Origin of the sequence: Synechocystis sp. PCC 7509 (assembly GCF_000332075.2) — a bacterium.
Taxonomy (GTDB): Bacteria; Cyanobacteriota; Cyanobacteriia; order Cyanobacteriales; family Chroococcidiopsidaceae; genus Aliterella.
Window position 1 is genome coordinate 3,087,488 of the sequence record NZ_ALVU02000001.1, and the last position, 19,158, is coordinate 3,106,645.

The 19,158-nt window shown below is 40.5% G+C and carries 20 protein-coding genes and 2 pseudogenes; 10 read left to right on the forward strand and 12 right to left on the reverse strand.

The genetic code is table 11. The annotated features are described in order from the left end of the window. Positions 1 to 45 precede the first annotated feature (45 nt). On the forward strand, positions 46 to 228 hold the full coding sequence (locus tag SYN7509_RS0215420) for a DUF6888 family protein (RefSeq protein ID WP_028954351.1): 183 nt from the start codon (positions 46 to 48) through the stop codon (positions 226 to 228). Further along, positions 225 to 434: a DUF6887 family protein gene (locus SYN7509_RS0215425; RefSeq protein ID WP_009633086.1), complete on the forward strand. Its 210-nt coding sequence runs from the start codon at positions 225 to 227 to the stop codon at positions 432 to 434. The genes SYN7509_RS0215420 and SYN7509_RS0215425 overlap by 4 nt, the downstream gene beginning before the upstream one ends. A 22-nt stretch (positions 435 to 456) precedes the next feature. Here SYN7509_RS0215425 and arsC read toward each other — a convergent pair whose 3' ends face one another. The 4 genes from arsC to SYN7509_RS0215445 form a co-directional block, all read right to left on the reverse strand. Next, positions 457 to 852 (reverse strand): arsenate reductase, glutathione/glutaredoxin type, encoded by a 396-nt coding sequence (gene arsC, locus SYN7509_RS0215430; RefSeq protein WP_009633087.1) that lies wholly within the window; start codon positions 850 to 852, stop codon positions 457 to 459. Further along, the gene (arsH, locus tag SYN7509_RS0215435) at positions 849 to 1,481 is read right to left on the reverse strand and encodes an arsenical resistance protein ArsH (protein WP_009633088.1); all 633 of its coding nucleotides are present in this window, start codon (positions 1,479 to 1,481) and stop codon (positions 849 to 851) included. Before arsH ends, arsC begins: the two co-directional genes overlap by 4 nt. Next, on the reverse strand, positions 1,474 to 2,181 hold the full coding sequence (locus tag SYN7509_RS0215440) for an MIP/aquaporin family protein (RefSeq protein ID WP_009633089.1): 708 nt from the start codon (positions 2,179 to 2,181) through the stop codon (positions 1,474 to 1,476). The genes arsH and SYN7509_RS0215440 overlap by 8 nt, the downstream gene beginning before the upstream one ends. Before the next feature lie 61 nt (positions 2,182 to 2,242). Beyond that, a complete protein-coding gene (locus SYN7509_RS0215445; RefSeq protein WP_009633090.1) occupies positions 2,243 to 2,578 on the reverse strand; it encodes an ArsR/SmtB family transcription factor in 336 nt (111 codons plus the stop codon). 80 nt (positions 2,579 to 2,658) lie between these two features. Here SYN7509_RS0215445 and hisC point away from each other — a divergent pair, with 80 nt between their 5' ends. Beyond that, positions 2,659 to 3,708: a histidinol-phosphate transaminase gene (gene hisC, locus SYN7509_RS0215450; RefSeq protein ID WP_009633091.1), complete on the forward strand. Its 1,050-nt coding sequence runs from the start codon at positions 2,659 to 2,661 to the stop codon at positions 3,706 to 3,708. A 162-nt stretch (positions 3,709 to 3,870) separates the two neighbouring features. Here hisC and SYN7509_RS26080 read toward each other — a convergent pair whose 3' ends face one another. The 3 genes from SYN7509_RS26080 to SYN7509_RS0215470 all read right to left on the reverse strand — a co-directional run bounded on the left by SYN7509_RS26080 (position 3,871) and on the right by SYN7509_RS0215470 (position 5,401). Next, positions 3,871 to 4,524: a tetratricopeptide repeat protein gene (locus SYN7509_RS26080; protein ID WP_009633092.1), complete on the reverse strand. Its 654-nt coding sequence runs from the start codon at positions 4,522 to 4,524 to the stop codon at positions 3,871 to 3,873. A 167-nt stretch (positions 4,525 to 4,691) separates the two neighbouring features. Beyond that, positions 4,692 to 5,000, reverse strand: coding sequence for a PIN domain-containing protein (locus tag SYN7509_RS26085; RefSeq protein ID WP_202807331.1), 309 nt, complete (start codon positions 4,998 to 5,000; stop codon positions 4,692 to 4,694). Positions 5,001 to 5,107: 107 nt separating this feature from the next. Further along, the gene (locus tag SYN7509_RS0215470; protein ID WP_009633094.1) at positions 5,108 to 5,401 is read right to left on the reverse strand and encodes a hypothetical protein; all 294 of its coding nucleotides are present in this window, start codon (positions 5,399 to 5,401) and stop codon (positions 5,108 to 5,110) included. A 291-nt stretch (positions 5,402 to 5,692) separates the two neighbouring features. Between SYN7509_RS0215470 and SYN7509_RS0215475 the strand changes: the two genes are divergently transcribed. After that, positions 5,693 to 6,358 (forward strand): HEAT repeat domain-containing protein, encoded by a 666-nt coding sequence (locus SYN7509_RS0215475; protein ID WP_028954353.1) that lies wholly within the window; start codon positions 5,693 to 5,695, stop codon positions 6,356 to 6,358. Positions 6,359 to 6,418: 60 nt separating this feature from the next. On the opposite strand, the gene SYN7509_RS31365 is transcribed toward SYN7509_RS0215475, so the two are convergent. After that, on the reverse strand, positions 6,419 to 6,553 hold the full coding sequence (locus SYN7509_RS31365; protein ID WP_255327313.1) for a hypothetical protein: 135 nt from the start codon (positions 6,551 to 6,553) through the stop codon (positions 6,419 to 6,421). 74 nt (positions 6,554 to 6,627) lie between these two features. On the opposite strand from SYN7509_RS31365, the pseudogene istA reads away from it, so the two are divergent. The 3 genes and pseudogenes from istA to SYN7509_RS26095 form a co-directional block, all read left to right on the forward strand. Then, positions 6,628 to 7,581: pseudogene (gene istA / locus SYN7509_RS26090) on the forward strand (IS21 family transposase); the annotation flags it as partial. Between the two features lie 58 nt (positions 7,582 to 7,639). After that, positions 7,640 to 8,529, forward strand: a protein-coding gene (locus tag SYN7509_RS28615) for an IS5 family transposase (RefSeq protein WP_202807332.1) whose coding sequence is annotated in 2 segments (ribosomal slippage) — positions 7,640 to 8,033 and positions 8,033 to 8,529 — 891 coding nt in all. Because the reading frame shifts where the segments join, the coding sequence is not laid out codon by codon here. Positions 8,530 to 8,662: 133 nt separating this feature from the next. Beyond that, positions 8,663 to 8,974: pseudogene (locus SYN7509_RS26095) on the forward strand (IS1 family transposase); the annotation flags it as partial. Here the strand turns inward: SYN7509_RS26095 and SYN7509_RS0215505 are convergent. Next, positions 8,971 to 11,709 (reverse strand): TIGR02921 family PEP-CTERM protein, encoded by a 2,739-nt coding sequence (locus SYN7509_RS0215505; RefSeq protein ID WP_009631160.1) that lies wholly within the window; start codon positions 11,707 to 11,709, stop codon positions 8,971 to 8,973. The pseudogene SYN7509_RS26095 and the gene SYN7509_RS0215505 sit on opposite strands and share 4 nt — an antisense overlap. Positions 11,710 to 11,711: 2 nt before the next feature. Then, a complete protein-coding gene (xrtO, locus tag SYN7509_RS0215510; RefSeq protein ID WP_009631161.1) occupies positions 11,712 to 13,238 on the reverse strand; it encodes an exosortase O in 1,527 nt (508 codons plus the stop codon). A gap of 142 nt (positions 13,239 to 13,380) precedes the next feature. Between xrtO and SYN7509_RS26100 the strand changes: the two genes are divergently transcribed. Next, the gene (locus SYN7509_RS26100; RefSeq protein WP_009631162.1) at positions 13,381 to 14,667 is read left to right on the forward strand and encodes an AAA-like domain-containing protein; all 1,287 of its coding nucleotides are present in this window, start codon (positions 13,381 to 13,383) and stop codon (positions 14,665 to 14,667) included. Between the two features lie 77 nt (positions 14,668 to 14,744). Continuing rightward, positions 14,745 to 15,626 carry a glycine-rich domain-containing protein gene (locus tag SYN7509_RS0215520; RefSeq protein WP_009631163.1) on the forward strand — a complete coding sequence of 294 codons (882 nt, stop codon included), beginning with the start codon at positions 14,745 to 14,747 and terminating at the stop codon, positions 15,624 to 15,626. A 90-nt stretch (positions 15,627 to 15,716) separates the two neighbouring features. Here the strand turns inward: SYN7509_RS0215520 and SYN7509_RS0215525 are convergent, their stop codons facing one another. After that, on the reverse strand, positions 15,717 to 16,670 hold the full coding sequence (locus SYN7509_RS0215525; protein ID WP_009631164.1) for an NAD-dependent epimerase/dehydratase family protein: 954 nt from the start codon (positions 16,668 to 16,670) through the stop codon (positions 15,717 to 15,719). A 174-nt stretch (positions 16,671 to 16,844) separates the two neighbouring features. Here SYN7509_RS0215525 and SYN7509_RS0215530 point away from each other — a divergent pair, with 174 nt between their 5' ends. Further along, positions 16,845 to 18,029 carry an RNA-guided endonuclease InsQ/TnpB family protein gene (locus SYN7509_RS0215530; protein ID WP_009631165.1) on the forward strand — a complete coding sequence of 395 codons (1,185 nt, stop codon included), beginning with the start codon at positions 16,845 to 16,847 and terminating at the stop codon, positions 18,027 to 18,029. 45 nt (positions 18,030 to 18,074) lie between these two features. Here the strand turns inward: SYN7509_RS0215530 and hemE are convergent, their stop codons facing one another. After that, positions 18,075 to 19,121, reverse strand: a complete 1,047-nt coding sequence (gene hemE, locus SYN7509_RS0215535) for a uroporphyrinogen decarboxylase (RefSeq protein ID WP_009631166.1) — start codon at positions 19,119 to 19,121, stop codon at positions 18,075 to 18,077. Positions 19,122 to 19,158: the final 37 nt, after the last annotated feature.

Here is a 19,158-nt window from a genome sequence, read left to right on the forward strand (position 1 = left end):
AACATTCTGATAATGTGATTTTGGTGTGTTTTAGAGGTTTATTTTTTGCCAACCCAAAAACAGGCAGATACAGCGATTTTTCTTTGTCAGTTACTTTCCAATTTATATCAACCTATCCAGATTTTTCGCTACGACCGAAAGCTAAGAACAATTTACATTCAAGCTGGCAGAGGCGATGAGCTTGCGGTCATAATTAATTTAGATGGAAATTGGAACTTTGTCCTATGATTGAAAATCTCAGCAAAATGACCAATCTTGAACTAAAACGCTATCTCTCAGAACATCGTAACAATGAGGAGAAGTTTCGGACGGCATTAGAAGTTTTAATGAATCGTCAAGATCCAGCTACAGAACAGCCTTATCCCTTTGATCTTGAAGATCCCGAAACTCAAGTAGAAGCTTTATTAAAAGAGAAACTTAGCCAATCTGAGTAAATATTACACTTGGTCTTTAAGTTTAACTAAGTTTTTCTACCAATTCCTCTACTCTTTCTTTGACTTGATCGCGCACTCTGCGAAATGTCTCTATAGGTTGTCCTTCGGGATCTTCAAGTTGCCAATCTTGAAAAACCTCTCTAAGTACCCATTCTTGAGGCAAATTTACGCCACAACCACAAAGAGAAATTACCGCGTCGTAGTCCTCAGCTTGAAAATCGCTTAAGGCTTTAGAAGTCTGATTGCTAATATCAATCCCAATTTCCGCCATGATTTCTACAGTTTTGGGATCTACATGACTTGCTTCTAATCCCGAACTTGTAACGCCAACTTTCCCGTATCCCAAGGTACGCGCGAATCCTTCCGCCATTTGGGAACGGCGAGAGTTTTTTTTGCAGACAAACATGATTTTTTTCATAATTTTGCAGTGAGTTCTAAGGCTTTTGTTGCTTCTTTGCGTTCGCTATAACGGTCTGTAAGGTGGTCGGTTTGGTCGCGTAGCAGGATGGTAAATTTGTATAATTCCTCCATTACGTCAATTACGCGATCGCGGTAAGCTGAATCTTTCATCGTCCCATCTTCGTTAAACTCCTGGTATGCCTTGGCTACAGACGACTGATTGGGAATTGTAAACATCCGCATCCATCTACCCAAAAGCCGCATCGTATTTACCGCGTTAAAAGATTGCGAACCCCCACTTACTTGCATAACTGCCAAAGTTCGCCCTTGAGTTGGTCTAACAGCGCCCATAGCCAAAGGAATCCAGTCTATTTGATTTTTTAAAATGCCTGTAATATTACCGTGCATTTCTGGAGATGTCCAAACTTGACCTTCAGACCACAAACTTAAATCTCGTAACTCTTGTACTTTGGGGTGTGTCGCCTCTACACTACCTTGCAAAGGGAGTTCGCGGGGGTCAAAAAACCGCGTCTCTGCGCCAAATTCAGTAATAATTCGCGCCGCTTCTTCTGCTAAAAGACGGCTATAAGAGCGATCGCGCAAAGAACCGTATAAAAATAAAATTCTTGGTTTATGAGTGCTAGACATCTTGAAATCCTTGAGAAAGTATCTGATAAACAACAACTGCAAGCTGTGCGCCTAAAATAGGTGCAACCCAATAAAGCCATTGGTGCTGCATATTTCCGCCAACTATTGCGGGTGCAAGACTTCTTACAGGGTTCATACTTGCGCCCGTAATCGACCCCATAAAAGCAGCCTCAAGTCCTACCGTCAAGCCAATTGCTAAACCTGCAAAACCAATGTGGGCGCGGCGGTCGAGTCCTGAACCTAAAATAATTAACATTAAAATAAAGGTTAAAACTGTTTCCAAAATCAAAGACTGCAACCAGTTATCATTTAGCGGTAAAGTTGCCCCTAATTTGGCGATATTTCCTAAACTTAGGAGTAATAAAGTTGAAGCTGCGATCGCGCCTACACATTGCGCCAATATATAAGGCAAAACTCGCTTAGTGGGAAATACCCCACTTGTCCAAAAAGCTAGAGTTACAGCCGGGTTAAAGTGTGCGCCGCTTAAATGTCCCATGCTATAAATTAAAGCCGCAACCACTGCCCCAAATACAAAGCTAATGCCTAAATGAGTCACTGCACCGTTACTGATGGAGTTGGTCATAACAGCGCCTGTACCTGCAAACACTAAAATAAATGTGCCTACTCCTTCGGCTAATGCTTCCCGCCAGCAATTAGTAAAAGATATCTGGAAAGGAAGTTTGATGCCGTGCTTAAGCATGGGCGTAACTCATTTCAATAAAAATTGATATAAGTCTATTATTTCAATAAAAGTTGATTTGTCAAGTACAAGGTATATCTTGACAAGGACGGGCGGGTAATAATTGACTAAAACGGCGGTACTCAGATAAATATTGCTCTAAAGTAACAAATTGAGCCAAATTTAGACGGTAATAAATCCAGCGACCTTCTTGGCGAGAATGCACTAACTGAGCATCTTTAAGGGTTTTGAGGTGAAAAGAAAGTTTAGATCCCGTTACTCCCAAAGCATCGGAAAGTTCGCACACACAAAGTTCTTGCTTTTTGAGCAATTCTAATATAGCAATCCGCAAGGGGTCGCTAAGGGCATGAAATCCAGAAATAATCGTTGGCTGAACTTCTGAGGAAATTTCTCGCATCAATTTTTATTGAAATGTTGGGGTTATTTATCTTATTTTGCCTCAAGGGCGATAATAAATAAACATCTTGCCGTTTACTTATGTTATTCCGTCCTGCGATCGCACAAATGACAGGCTACACTCCTGGCGAACAACCAAAACCAGGAACATCAATTATTAAACTCAACACCAATGAAAACCCTTATCCGCCTTCTCCTCAAGCTGTTGAAGTATTACGTAATGTAGATAGTGAATGGCTGCGACGTTATCCTGATCCCTACGCGCGAGAATTTTGTAATGCTGTAAGTGAAGCTTTAAACGTGCCTTCAGATTGGGTAATTGTTGGCAATGGTAGCGATGATATGCTCAATTTGCTAGTACGGGCGTGTGCTGAAGGAGGCGATCGCCCTTGCGTATACCCGACCCCTACTTACGTCTTGTACCGCACTCTAGCAGCCATGCAGTCTGCGGAGGTTGTAGAAATTCCTTACCCTGAAGATTTTAAATTACCCGTTGATGAATTAGTTGCAGCCAAAGGAGCAATTACCTTTATAGCTTCTCCTAATAGTCCCTCTGGTCATTGCGTACCGTTAGAAGATTTGCGTCAACTAGCAAGCCAGTTATCGGGGGTGTTAGTAATTGATGAAGCTTACGTTGATTTTGCCCAATATTCCGCGTTGGCTTTGGTGCGAGAATTTGAGAATGCGATCGTACTGAGGACTTTATCAAAAGGCTATTCTTTAGCTGGGTTGCGCTTGGGATTTGGGATTGCTAACCCGAAATTACTATCAGGGTTATTTAAGGTTAAAGATAGTTATAACGTAGATGCGATCGCGCAATTAGTAGGTACGGCTGCAATACGCGACCAAAATTACAAAAACCTCTGCGCCCAAAAGGTCAAAGTATCAAGAGCAAAATTAACTGTAGATTTAAGAAAGTTAGGCTTTACAGTCAGAGAGTCTCACGGTAATTTTGTCCTAGCTACTCCGACAAGTTCCGCCGAGGAGATTTATTTATCATTGAAACAGCGCGGTATTTTAGTGCGGTACTTTAATCAGCCAGGATTACAAGACAAACTGCGGATTACGATAGGAAATGACGAGCAAAACCAGCTATTGATAGAGATTTTAGAGACAATCTTAAGCGATTAGCCTCCGTAACTATATTTTTGAGTGTTAAATATAATACTTAAATATTATGCTATCGATGGAAATTTTCAGGTATCAAAACAGCCCTTTTTAGCGGTTTGGTTTCACTTTGCACCTAGAGGAAAATTACGATTTATATCGCATCTATTCTAAATTCAATCAATCTCAACCGCTACCCTCTACAACTGCTTTATTATTTATTTTGACTTTATTAAGCCAAAATTGAGCTTGTTCAGGATCTTTTGGTAATCCGAGCAATCCTTCTAGATAAGCTTGAGCAAGTATTTTTTGAGATACTTCATAATGATTACGGGCAGCATTTTGATACCATTTAACGGCTTCTTCTTCATTTTTGGCTACACCTTGACCACTAGCATACATCTCGCCTAGACGATGACAAGCTAAAGGAAAGCCATGCTCCGCAGCCTTCTGATACCACTCAACTGCTTGAGAATAGTCTATTACACGACTAGACCGACATAATCCTCCAGAATATATATCGCCTAAAACTTCTTGAGCAAATGGAAAGTTTTGTTCTGCCGCTAAAATATACCATTTAATTGCTTCTGCTGGGTTTTCATCAAGAAGAAATGAGGCAAGGTTGTTCTGTGCAACCACATCTCCTTGTTCGGCTGCTAAATGATACCACTTGATTGTTTCAGCCGTATTGCTTTCAACCCCCTGTCCTAGTTCATACATATTAGCGATTATTTTTTGGGCTTGAATATGCCCTTTTTTGGCGACTCGCATTAGGATCTCAAAAGCTTCATAAAAATTCGAGTCATCGTAAGCAGCTATTCCTAGCTCAAAATCAGACATATACAGGCACTTTTGTTAGTTTAATTATTTAAAAATGTTCGGTAAATCCTCAACTATAGCTACCTGTACGTTTAGTTTCAAAAATAAACCTTTTGCAAATAAAGCAGCCATTTTTAGCAGTCTGGTTTCGCTTTTCACCTAGAAGTAAATTGCGATATAGATCGCATTTATTCTAAATTTAACCAATCTTCCACCGTCACGCCTACAACTCTCAACATATCTGAATCATTAGAAACTAAAATCAAGCTTTTTACTATTGCGGTAGCCGCTATCAATATATCTGCATCTTGAATAGGTGTACCCTTTCGTTTTAAATCTGCATGAATTTCTGAAGCTTTTTCAATAATTTGTAAATCGTCTAACAGTACAACGTTATATTTTCTGCAAAATTCATTAAATGCAGACAACTTGTTTGTAGCATTTATAGCTAATAGCCCTCTTTTAATCTCGTAATAACTTATGCAGCTTATAAATATTTTCTGAGCTTAATTTTCTATTTCTTCTAGTTTTTCCTTTATCCTTTGATTATTTTTTAAATGTGCCGTAACTATATTTGTATCTAAAAGATAACTCATTTATTCTGTCATCTACCTTCAACCGCCGCATCAAAAGTTTCTAGTTCTTCTGACGTTAGATCATTTAATATTCCAGCAGTCGCATTTATTACTAGCATCCCATCTATTCTGTCTTTTAAATCTTGATTATCAATATTTATAAACTCCTCTGCGGATAACTTTTTAAATAAATTAGTTATATGTTGGCTCATATCGTTTTTGTCTAGTCTTTCCTGAAAAAAACTATTGTTTGCAAACAGAGTGTCAATTATTGGTGATATACGAACCGGAAATATATCTTTCTCTTGGGAAACTTCGTACATAACATCCTCCAAGGTTTTTATTTATACTTTTACTCTATCAAATTTTTTTAGTTGTAGATATCTGGCGATATAAAGTTGTAATGCGATCGCGCAAGCGTGCAGGGCTTCGCATTAGTTCCTGAATCCAACAACAAAGATATCACTGCCAAAATTCTAAAACAGCATTATTTGCCGCAAATCTTACCATTAACCAGATTTCTAGCTGAAAACCCTTCCCTTGGTCTATGCGTTGGGTGGGGAAGAAATGGTAAGTCTAGATTAACAACACGCAAAAAAGGTAAATTTAACTATATGGCTGAACTTAGCCTACAAGATATTTCCTCGCAACTGGAAAGTCAAGATTCGCGCGATCGCATGATTGCCTTAGCTTCGTTACGCCGCTTCCCGTCGGCGGATGCTGTACCCTTGATTAAAAAGGTTTTAAATGACGAAATCTTGCAAATTCGCTCCATGGCGGTATTTGCTTTAGGCGTTAAACAAACCGATGAATGTTACCCGATTTTAGTAAAATTGCTCGAAAATGACCCAGATTACGGCATTCGGGCAGATGCGGCGGGGGCTTTAGGCTATTTAGGCGATATTAGAGCATTTGAGCCATTAGTTAGAGCTTTTTATGAAGATACTCAATGGTTAGTTAGGTTTAGTGCGGCGGTGTCTTTAGGCAATCTCAAAGATGTTCGCGCTCACGACTTGCTAGTACGGGCGCTAGATAGCGACGAAGTAGTATTGCAACAAGCAGTGATCGCTGCTTTAGGTGAAATTAGAGATATAAACGCGATCGATCATATTTTGCGCTTTGTACCTTCCACCGATTGGCTGACTCGTCAGCGTTTGGCTGAAGCCTTGGGTAATCTTCCTAGCGACAAAAGTATTTCAGCTTTGAAATATTTAGAAAAAGATAGCCATCCTCATGTGGCGCAAGCTGCAACAATTTCCTTAAGTCGCCTAGGTGCTTAAGTAGGGGTGAAATCAGCGAGGCTTTCATTTGCCGCCACTTGATAGCTGAAAAGTTGATTATTAGACGACATTGTTAATGGCGGGTGATGACAGAGTATTGGCGGGTAGGTGAGACAAAGAAGCGATTCTGTACGAAGAACGACGGACGCGGAAAAAACCAAAAGTAGAATCAAAGCCAATCAAAAAGAAAGACACTAGAAAATCTCCCAGCAAAGAGAAAAAGTCTAGTGTCAAGAAAAACTATCCATTTATACCAAAAAAGAGCGTATATGAACGCAAAAGAAATTGGCTTGAATCAAGCCAAAGCAGCTTACATTGCGGAAATATCTGAACGAAATCTTCAACGCATCGAAAAAGTGAAACCACCAGCCGAATCGGGGAAAAGTAGCCGACCGTCGCAGTACCCAAGATCCATTAGGGGAGGTGTGGGATAAAAAACTAGAGCCAATGCTCAAACTTGAACCCCGGCTCAAACCGATGACATTATTTGAATATCTACAAGACACTTATCCCGGTAAATATCCACAAGTACTGCGGACGATTCAACGACGAGTCCAAACGAGCGAAAGCTCTGCATGGGCCGAGTCCAGAAGTGATGTTTGAGTTACTTGCGCGTACCAGGCACAATGGGACTGTCAGACTTCACCCAACTCAAAGGAGTGGAAATAACCATTGCTGGCAAGCCGTTCGAGCATTTGCTCTATCACTATCGACTGGCTTACAGTGGGTGGCAATAGGCCCAGATTATTCAATGTGGAGAAAGTTTCATCGCCCTTGCCGAAGGATTACAAAATGCGCTCACAGCTTGCGGTGGCGTACCCAAACAACATCGGACAGATAGTTTAAGCGCAGCGTACCGAAACCTGGGAGGAAACAAATCCTTAACCCATTTGTACGATGAACTGTGCGACCATTACCGAATGCAGCCAACCCGAAACAATACGGGTGTTGCTCATGAAAATGGCGCAATCGAATCTCCCCACGGTCATCTCAAGAATCGGATTAAACAAGCGATCTATCTCAGAGGGAGTAATGATTTCGGGAGCTTGAAAGAATATCGATTACTCATCGAAGCAGCAGTTACCAAGCTCAATCAGCAGTGCCAGCAGAAATTTGAACAAGAGAAAACCTATCTCCAATCACTACCAAAATATCGCATCCCCGATTATGAAATTTTAACCGCTTGCGTCAGTACCAGAAGCACGGTTGAAGTTCGTTGCATTAGACCTCTTGCAAAAGTAGGTGTTAGAATTGGGAGAAAAAGATGAGATAAAGACAATAATGACTTATAAACAAGTAAAAAAGCTGACTTCTGAAGAATTCAAACGATTATCTGGAGTGCATTATGAGACATTTAATCAAATGGTGGAAATAGTTAAAAAAGTATATTGCTCACGCAAGATAACAGGAAGACCGCCAAAATTAAAAGTAGAAGACCAAGTATTAATGACTTTGGAATACTTAAGAGAATACAGAACTTATTTTCATCTAGGAGCAACGTGGGGAATTAATGAATCTACAGCTTATCGAATTGTCAAAAAGATTGAAGATATTTTAATTCAAGCACCGGAACTAAGATTGCCAGGGAAAAAAAGACTAATTATTCAAGAGGATTATCAGCTAGAAACGGTAGTAATAGATGTGAGGGAAACTCCGATAGAAAGACCTAAAAAAAACAAAAAAAATATTACAGTGGTAAGAAAAAAATCCATACATTGAAAGCTCAAGTAAGTATCAGTCAAAAGGATGGGCAAATCCTATGTACGACTTATGGAAAGGGTTCTGAACATGATTTTAAACTATATAAAAGAAGTAAGGTAAAAATCAATCAAGAGGTTAAATGCCTAGCAGATAAGGGATATCAAGGAATTAAAAAGCATCATCCTTTCAGTCAAACACCCAAAAAGCGGAAAGTTTGTGGGGAAGGTTTCCTTCCACAAAACTTTCTAAGACAGAAACCAAGAAAAAGCAAGTTTTCCGTAGCAGAGAGAAAAGAGAATAGAGAGTTAGCGAAACAGAGAATAATTATTGAAAATGTTTTTGCACATTTGAAAAGATTTAGGATTTTAAAAGGGCGATATAGAAATAGAAGGAAACGATTTGGATTAAGGTTTAATTTAATAGCTTCTATTTATAATTATGAGCTTTACTTAAATGTCAATCAACTTTAAAGGCAACTTTTGCAAGAGGTCTAATAACTGGGATGCACCCGATTGTTTTAACCTATCTTTTTCTGTCTCTCTTGGCTCAAACCCTTTCTCCGCCAGACACGATCGCCCTTTTGTCACCCCGTCAGGCAAGATTGGAAAAGTTTTAGCTTCCGCGTTTGGGAATCGTAAAGATGAAGTTTTTCTTCAGTTAAAAGCACTATTATTACTCTTTAGAATTAGTCGCTTTTATACTGATGATTGGGGAGTATATAAGCGATACTTAGACGCATCAAAGCATGAAGTCGGCAAACAGAATACACAAAAAATAGAAAATAAGCATTTGAATTTACGAACACGAATTAAACGTTTAGCACGGAAAACGATTTGCTTTTCTAAGACGGTGTTTATGCACGATCTTGTAATTGGAATATTTATTAACCGCTACGAGTTTGGTTTGTTAATTTAATACTTAATCAACAATTTTACAACATTTCCCTCTTTTTTACGTTTGATAATTACGACTAGGGCGATCGCACCTACAATTATTAGCATCCATTCGGCGGGTTCGGGAACGGCGGAAACGGCTAAGGGATTGTTAAATGTGGGCATTTGTTTGTCTTCAATTTCGCGCTTAAAGCGATCGCTCTTTTGTTCAGCTTGTTTTAAATCGTTCTTCTGTTGGTCGTTGACAAGGACGATCATTGAAGAATAAGGCGTAACAATTTGCGATGCTTTGGCTACTTGGTGAATCCCGTCAAGATTTGCAATCTCTTTTAAATCTCGATCTTGACCTAAGTAGTTAATCAATTGTCTAGCTGCAAAGGGGTTAAATTCGTTGTTGGGATCGGCGGAAATATTGTTTTTTTCGGCAAACCAAGCATAATTATCTTCAACTCCAATGACTCCCGGTGCTAACGCTTTTTGGGTGGCGAAACGCTGCATTACTTCCTGTACTTGGGTAGCTACTCCACCACCGCTTGCTTGGATGGTTTCAAAAATAGCATCATCATAAGCACTCTGCACTCCGCCTAAATGCACTATCCACAATGGTGCGGGTAATTTTAAAGCTTCAGTATCGCTTCCTAATTCGTAACTACCGCGATCGCTTATTAGTAAAATTGCATCATAATTACTATCGCCGCGTAAGTTTTCAAATTGTCGCAACATCTCTAATGGCTGCATTGTGCCGTAAAACGTTGCCCTTTCAACATCAAATTCGGCTAAATCATCGAGCTTTTTGGGTGCAACTCCGGGTGCTGAAGTTATATAAACATCAAAATCGTTGCTAGAAATAGCTTGCTCTTTTAACCATTTAAAGGTTTTAACGGCTTCTTTGCTATGCTGTCCCATACTGTAAGACGTATCTAAAACTATGGCAATGCGATCGCCTTCTGGTAAACGGTAATCTTTGTTAGATAAGGGTTTTCCAGTAATTTGATAGCCGTTTAAGTTGATTTGGTGCAGTAAAGGTGTTGTTGGCTTAGTTGCGATCGCACTTGTAAACCAATTATCTTGAGAAGCTACAGTTTTGCCATTATTTAGCCGCTTGGTGTCTTTTGTCCAAAAAATATTACGTCTTTCGCTTAGTTGTGGTAAAGCAATCCCGTCTTTTGTTTGCAATACTTGGTAAGTCATCCATAGGTGCAATGGTTTGTCGTTGCGAGGTAAAACGGGAAAAGCTCGTAAACGGTAGCTATTTGGGCCAATTTGCTCTAATAAAGCTGGATCTACATTGCGTCTAACTTGCTCAGTATATACTTTTTGCGCCGCGCCACGAGTTGAAACCGTGAAGGGAAAACGCGCGGATAAGTCGCTACTATTTCCTAACCAAACTCCAGTAATTACAGCGCTTGGAGGTAAAGAAAAGGAATAAACTATCTCTTGACTATCAAAAGTTTGATTTTCGTAGATTTCATACAATTCTACCTCTGCCCAATCGCCTTGAGGTGTAACTTTTACTTGTTGTTCGGCTAACCAAACTTTTTTTTCATTAATATCTAGCAATCCGGCTTTAGCTTCGCTGCGATTAAAGGTAGCTTGGACGGCTTTTTGGACGGCTTTTTGTTCTCCGCGCAAAATTGGGACATCAAAAAAATCTGAGTACAACTTAGTGGCGGTATCTCTGTCTGTGCGTTTACCATCGTATAAAAAGGGTGAAACCAATACATTGTAAGTATTTTGCAAAGATTGGCTAAAATCTATACCCAAAGGAAAAACGCTGTTGTAAAGATCGCGGATATTAGTATTTTCTTGTCCGTAATCTTGATAGCGGTAAGTTGCCAAGTAAGCATTGAGTAAGCCTTTACGGATTTGTTCGGACTTCTGTAATAGTAAAAAGCGATCGCGTTCAGTGGTTATAGGCTTTTGCAACGCCGCAAAAACTTCAACTTGAGGCTGTTTTTGCACGGCGATAACGGCTATCAATCCTGACATGATTACAGCAATTGTGCCTATATAGGCTTTAGTCCAACCGTACCTCAAGGCAAAATCATTTAAGTTTGACTGCCAAGAACGAATATAAATCCAAGCCATCCCAAAGGGAATAGTAGCGCTGAGGATAATAACTACACCTATGGGAGACAAAATTATTCCGTAAACCACCACTAATAATAGAGTCTCTAAGGGTGTATGCAACAATCCGTACAAAATAGCGGCGCTGATAGGAATTGCATAAAACAATGACAGAGTTAGGACATAAAGTGCGATCGCAAATATTAAACTATTACACGCTAGTTTTATCCAAGCACCGCTAACAGTGGTCGGTTTGCCATAAATTAGCTGATGCAAGTAAGCACCAATACTTACACAGCCAGCCAATAAAATAATTGTGCTACTGGGATTAAGTTCTTTTAGCCAAAAAAAGCGTACCAAACACAGCACAAGTAAAGGTGCTTCTACACCATAAAACAGCTCAATGGTAGACAAGGATCGAAAACTAAATTTGCGTTCCTTAGTCTCCACGTTTTCTAAAGCTTGGGGTTTAGCTTTCGTCAGACTCAGTAAGCTTGTAGTAGTAGGTACGCCAACTAAACCAACTAAAGGCAAAAGCAAGTCAAAAGGTACTTCTCCTTTCAACGCATCGGTAATAATCGCTGTACCGAGAAAAGGTAAGATCCCCACGTAAGCAATTAGTAGCAAAGTTAAGTTAAATAGCCAAAAGAAAACTGAAAACAAAGTTTCCCCAGCAGATTTTGTTTGCATAGTTATACTCCAGTTAAAGAAGATGCGATCGCATCGTGAATATTAGTTGTAAAAGCTCTGATTTCTGGCGTATCGGGCTGTTGAGAGCGGTCAAACAGCACTGAAACCATCACCCATAAACGGTCTTTGCGCGTCATTCCTCCCCACAGACGAGTTAAAAAGTCATCGGTTGTCCGTTGGGGTGATTGAAACCAATAAGTAGCCGCCATTGTCCCGTTATTAATGGAAAGCCAACGCCCTAAAACCTTCGGTGATAGCTGTTTAGATTGCATCGTGTCTACTTTCAAACCATTACCTAAAAGGCACAATTCGGGCGCATGATAAGCTTGAACGGAGTTACTACTAACTAGCAAGATAGAACCGGGGATATTTTGCCACTCAAAACGGGATTTTTGGGCGATTACCTGGGAGGTAGCGCCAGAGGCGATCGCACCCTCGTAATTAGCAAAAAAGTCTTTTTCTATCGCCGAAAGCTGCAAAGGCTCTAAGTGCATCTGTGCAGGTAAATTAATTGAAGTGATCGCACTGGTTGTAACCTTTTGGGGGTGAGGAATTAAAGCCAGTCCCAAAATACAGCTACCTACTACAATTTGCTTAGTTAAAGGTTTCAAACTCTTTCCCAAAGGAGGAATTTTAGATGTTTCGGCTTTGAGTAATGTCTTTTTGTGGTGAGGAACAGTTTGTAATAGCAACCAAGTAAACAACCCCGCCGTAATAAAACCAACTAATCCTAGCGGTACGTGGAGTATAGCCGCCAAATCTGGGCGATCGCCTACATTGCTAATTAAAACTAAAAGTAATATCCTGCCTGTATTAGCGGCAATCAGCAGCAAAATATTTGCAACGCAAACTAGCAACCATCTAAACTTAACTTGGCGATTTTCTAGCCAAGTAGCCGCTAGTAAAAACAAAGTACCAGTCCACAAGCTTTTTAACCCACTACAGGGCAAATCTACTTGAGCGACGCTATTTTCTAAAACAATAATATCGTGGGAAGAAATCGCCGCAATATGCCAAAAAGTAAGGATATGTTCAACTAACCGCGCGGTAATTACGCGAACGGGAAAACCCAAACCCGTACCAAATTGAACGCTAAAAGGTAAAATACACGAGGCAAAAATTGCCGCCGGAAGTCCTTTGCGCCAGACATTAGGAGCAGTAAATAACCCAATTAAGCCATAAGTTGCGATCGCAAATAGCAATACACTGATTTGAGGAACATCTAGCAACCATTGCAACCCAATTCCCGTTACCGTACTCCCAAACATTAATATTAAAGGTGCGGAGTGCAAACTAGGCGTAAAAGATAAGCCTAGTTTGCGGCGATGATGAATAGCTTGAACTAATAAAACCGTTGTTACTATGCTAATGATGATGAAGTTAAAAGCGGAAGTATCTCTAAAAGACTCAAGTAGCCACTGCAACAGCGAATAGTTCAGCACTAACCAAGAAAATACAATTAAGCTAGTAGCAATCTTGCTTGACCAACTAGCCATATTAGGAGGCGCATTGCTGCGAGTTAAAGTCATAGTTTAATCAAAAATCTATACCTATAGACTGACTGGTATAGTTTAATGTTGCCAAGCTCATTTTTTATTTGTATTTGCCCCAATTCAGGTTAAAACTGATCGTAAAGCGATCTAAAAGTCTGAATTTACAAAAAAATAATCAGTGCTGACTTTCAAAGCGTCCGAAGCAGGACTAAAAAGAATCAAACAAGCGAGAATTTTGTCAGGATGGGCGATCGCCGATTCGCGCTGGTTAGTAGCTGCAAGTCAAATTATAGATGCAACTACCAATTGGCAACAAACAGACTATTACGCTGTGGGTATTTCTTCCGGTACTTGGGGACGTTTTTTAGGCGGAAAAGAACCCATTAAAGCTCCAGCTTTTAAAGCTTACTGTCAAATTTTAGAGTTAAATTGGCAAGAAATTTGCGAACCAAATGTTAATAAATCTAGATCGGATAAACCCTTTTATGTAGAACGTCAACCTTACGAAAGCGAATGTTTCCAAGAGATTGTTAAGCCTGGGGCTTTAATCCGCATCAAAGCGCCGCAAGAGATGGGTAAAACCTATTTTATGCAAAACATTTTAACTTATGCCAAAGCAAAAAAATATCAAACCCAAGTTTTTAGTTTTGAGCTATCTGACAGTACAATATTTACCGATCTAACTAAATTTTCTCGATGGTTTTGTGCGGGAATTGGTCAAAGCTTAGGATTAGAAAACAAATTAGCCGATTATTGGGATGATATTTTTGGATGTAACTACAACACAACAATTTACTTTGAAAAGTATTTATTAGCTAATCTAAGTAACCCTTTAGTTATTGCTTTAGATCGGGTTGACATAGTTTTTGAACACCCACAAATTGCTAATGATTTTTGCACTTTATTAAGAGCATGGAATCAAAGAGCAAATCAAGGTGATGATATCGGTAAAGTTTGGCAAAATCTCCGATTAATTATCGTTCATTCTACCGAAGTATATGGAGCATTAGATATTAATCATTCACCTTTAGGAGGTGTGGGGTTAGTTGTAAAGTTGTCAGAATTTAGTTTTGAACAAGTCCAAGAATTAGCAAGCAAGTATCAATTGTCTTGGAGTAACTTAGAAATAAAGCAACTGATGGCGCTAGTTGGGGGACATCCAACATTAATAGCGCGAAGTCTCGAACAAATTACTCGTAATAATATTACTATCAGCCAATTATTGCAAACTGCCGCCACCGAATCAGGATTTTACAGCGATTATTTGCGCCGTCACTTAGTAACGCTGCAACAGCAACCTTTGTTAGCAAAAGCTTTAGCAAAAGTAATTAATTCAAAGCAGCCAATACAACTAGAATCAATCCCCGCTTTTAAGTTGGAAAGTATGGGTTTAATTCATTTAGAGGGAGACTACGCAACGCCAAGGTGTGAATTGTATAGACAATATTTTGGCGATCGCTTATAGCCCTAAGTTTAGGATAATTGTAGGTGTCAGTAAGTGTAGTGTTAAATTCGGAATGTAAGTTTTTTAAGTAAAGCAAAATGGTGAATGAAAACTTGACTAGCAAGACTAACCAAACAATGGACGATGGGCAAGTAGAGTTGTACAAGCGAATTCAAGCATTTTCGTTAGATCGACCAGATGCCCAATTGTCTTTCAGTAAACGCCTAGCAAGAGATAATGGCTGGTCATTAGACTATGCCCAGCAAGTCATTAAAGAATACAAAAAATTTGCGTTTCTGGCTGTAACAGCAGAGCATCCAGTCACCCCTTCAGACCAAGTAGACCAAGCTTGGCATTTGCATTTGACTTATACGCGATCGTATTGGGAAGAATTCTGCGAGCAGATTCTACAAGTACCATTGCACCACGCTCCGACTCTTGGCGGACAAGCTGAAAACCAGAAATTTGATAATTGGTATAGCAAAACTTTAGAAAGCTACGAACAATTTTTTGGTCAAATTCCGCCAATAGAGATTTGGTCTACACCAAAGGCTCGTTTCGGACGCGATTTACATTTTGTGCGAGTAAATAATCAGCAAAATTGGGTGTTATCAAAGTTGCAAGTTCAAAGAGGAGTAATAGCAAGCATAGCCATTCTTTTTACTTTGACATTAAGTGGTTACTATGTTAGCAGTTCTGAAAGCAACATCAATCCTTTTGCAGGGACTCTACTAGCTATTATTTCCGTTGCAGCAGGATTTGGGGCGTTGCGGATTCTTGTCGGGATTGTAAATTTCCTCAAAAATCCATCATATCCCAAAATTACAGGTGGTTGGGATGGTATTGGCTATGGGGATGGGGGTTGCGGCGTATCGGACTGGGGTAATTCTGGTAGTCATGGTTTTAGTGGCGATTCTAGCAGTAGTGACGGCGGCGGTTGCGGTGGTGGCGGTTGCGGTGGTGGCGGTTGCGGTGGATAGCTTTTGACAATTCCGTTGGAGCAGATTGCGGGAAGCTTTTAGTGTAGATGCTGAGGTTTTTTCTAAAACAAGTCCCCAACTGCATAAGTTTTATTTACGGGGAACACCATGTACTTGCAGCACATCGCTAAAAGTAGCACAATAATTCGGCAATCCTAAACTTTCGGGATTAACGGGGTTTTCATAACTAAAATGTCTATAGGTTAAGCAAAACCTATCCCAATCCGCCATTTGAATCCGAAACAACGGAATCAAAATGTTAGCTAAACCTAAAGATATAGGAATGCGAAAATAAATCTTTTTATTGAGATATTTACAAGCTTCCTCAATTGCTTCATCGGCAGTTATTCGCTTTTGTCCTAATACTAATTGCCGCGATTCGTTAGCTTTTGGTGGATTGTCAATTAAATAACTCACAACTTGAGCGACATCTTTACCATGAATAAAGTGAAAACTACCATCGGCTTTAAAAAAACGAATTAAATTGATTAACTTAGTAATTTCTGGGATTCCTGCCGACAAATGAGAGTAAGGTTTAGTGTTATCTCCTCCCAAAACTAACGTCGGGAAAACTTTAGTTATTTTAGATATAATCCCACTATCAGCCAATTTCTGAAAACATTGGTACTTAGAACGTATATAATCTGTACCAATTTCTCCCGCTTCCTTCAGTAATTGGTTATGACTATCTAAAATACTTGCTGTAGAAAAGTAAATAATTTGCTGACAAACTTCAGGATCTAACAAATTCATCAACTCAATAGTTTTGGTGACATTAATATCAAAAATGTCATCACCGCCCCATACGGTCGCCGTGAGTACCGCCGTATCGATAGTTTTGAGTAAATCGGCAAACTGCTCGATTTTGCCCATATCACCCTGTAAAACGGTAATTCCTGGACGAGAATTTGTATCTACTTTTAGCTTGAGGGGATTTCTAACCAGCAAATATAACTGGTGGTCTGTTTGGTTAATTAAGGCTTCGGTAATGTAGTGACCGATGCAACCACTAGCACCAGTCACTAAAATCCGCTTGGGGGTCATCGGAAACCTCCGAGAAACCCTGTCGCTTCAGCGCAGGGAGGGATAGGAGGCGATTGAGGAGCTTCACCCTCTTTAAAACCGATAAGCAAAGCTCTCGGAAAGAAGGGGGTGACTGGCGTTTGAGCAAATATTTTGTGCATAATAGTTTCACAATGAATGTGCTATAATGTGAGAATGCTCAAAGCCTTCAAGTACCGTTTTTATCCCACTCCCGAACAAGAAATACTCTTGCGTCGGACAATGGGGTGTGCGCGTTTGGTTTACAACCGAGCGTTGGCGGCAAGAACTGAAAGCTGGTACGAACGGCAAGAAAGGATCGGTTATGCCGACACTTCTACCATGCTGACCATCTGGAAAAAGCAAGAAGACTTGCAATTTCTCAATGAAGTTAGCTGCGTACCTTTGCAGCAGGGACTTAGACATTTGCAAAAAGCCTTTGCTAACTTTTGGGCGGGAAACGCAAAGTATCCCAACTTCAAGAAGAAGCATAACGGTGGCAGTGCGGAGTTTACTAAATCCGCTTTTAAGTGGAAGGATGGCAAAGTTTGGCTTGCTAAATGTGCTGAAGCCTTGCCTATTCGTTGGAGTAGACAACTGCCAACTGGATGCGAACCGTCTACCATTACTGTCAAGCTGGATGCGGCTGGGCGTTTTCACGTTTCTTTGCTTGTAGATACGGTAATTGTTCCACTGCCCAAAACTGATAAAACTATTGGTTTGGACGTGGGGATAACTAGCTTGATTGCTACTAGCAATGGGGACAAAATCGCTAATCCCAGACACTTTAAACGACTGCGCTCTAAGCTTAAACGAGTCCAAAAATCTTTGTCTAGCAAACAAAAAGGGAGCAACAACCGACAGAAACAGAGGCAAAAAGTAGCGCGAGTACACCGCAGAATAACCGACAGCCGTAAGGATTTTTTGCATCGGCTTTCAACTCAACTGGTGAGAGAAAACCAAACCATCGTGGTTGAGGACTTGGCAGTCAAAAATATGGTGCAGAACCCTAAGCTTGCGCTTCACATTAGCGATGCTTCGTGGGGTGAATTTGTCCGCCAGCTTGTCTATAAGTGTGAGTGGTACGGACGAGAATTGATTAAAATTGACCGATGGTTTCCTTCCTCCAAAAGGTGTGGGAACTGTGGGCATATAGTGGATAAGATGCAGTTGTTTGTACGTGAGTGGGACTGTCCTAAGTGTGGGATTAACCATGACCGTGATATCAACGCGAGTAAGAATATTTTGGCGGCAGGGCTTGCCGTGTCAGTCTGTGGAGCGAACATAAGACCTGATGGGCATAAGTCCAAAGGGCAGTTGCAAAAAACCCCTAGGGGAAAGAAACAGAAACCTAAACAGTGATGTTTAGGAATCCCCGCACCTTCAGGTCGGGGAGGAGGTCAAAGTTTAGTATTTCAACTGCTTGGCGGTTTCAAAGAAGAAAGCAACATTTTCTTCTGGAGTCGTGGGTAAAACACCATGACCGAGATTAAGGATATGTCCGTAATTGCCAGCTTTTTTCACAGTATCGTAAATGCGATCGCGGATAAACTGTTTAGAACCAAACAACACGCCGGGATCTAAATTACCCTGCACTTTCATATCCTGTCCTAATCTAGCGCGCGCATCTGCCATATCTACCGCCCAATCTACCGTAACGATATCAGCACCCGAAGTCGCCATACGCTCTAATACTCCCGCACTACCACTAACGAGCAGTATTAAAGGTGTATCGGGGTGAGTTTGTTTAACTTGCTCAAAGACCCGCTTTTGATAAGGTAAAGCAAAGGTATCGTAATCTTGGGGGCTAAGTTGACCCGCCCAAGAATCAAACATTTGTACTACTTGAGCGCCGCAATCTATTTGATAACGGGCATAAATTGCGATCGCATCGGCTAATTTTGCCAGTAATTGGTGCAACACTGTAGGATCGGAAAATGCCATCCCTTTAATTGCTGAGTAGGTTTTAGAACCTTTCCCTTCTACCGCGTAAGCAGCTAGTGTCCAAGGAGCGCCCACAAAGCCGAGGACGGTTGATTTGTCTCCTACTTCGTGACTAAGAGCTTGCAAAATTGTTTTGATAAATGGTAGCGATTCCTCTGGTTGCAAAGGACGCAAATTATCAACTTGAGCCAAAGTGCGAATGGGCGATTCGATAATTGGGCCCTTTCCTTCGGCGATATCCATCTCAATACCTAAGCCAGGTAAAGGGGTAACAATATCAGAAAATAAAATTACTCCGTCGGGTTGAAAGGCTTTCCAAGGTTGCAAAGAAACTTCTACAGCTACTTCGGGAATTTCGGAGCGATCCCGAAAGGATGGGTATTTGTCCCGGAGTTCCCTATAGGCTTTCATATAGCGTCCTGCTTGGCGCATCATCCACACAGGAGGACGATCTACTTTTTCACCACGAGCAGCGCGTAAAAGATGGGGAACTTGCGTGGAAACGACCATTTTAGAGTTTTACCTTAAGTTAGTTTTATGCTTTTGT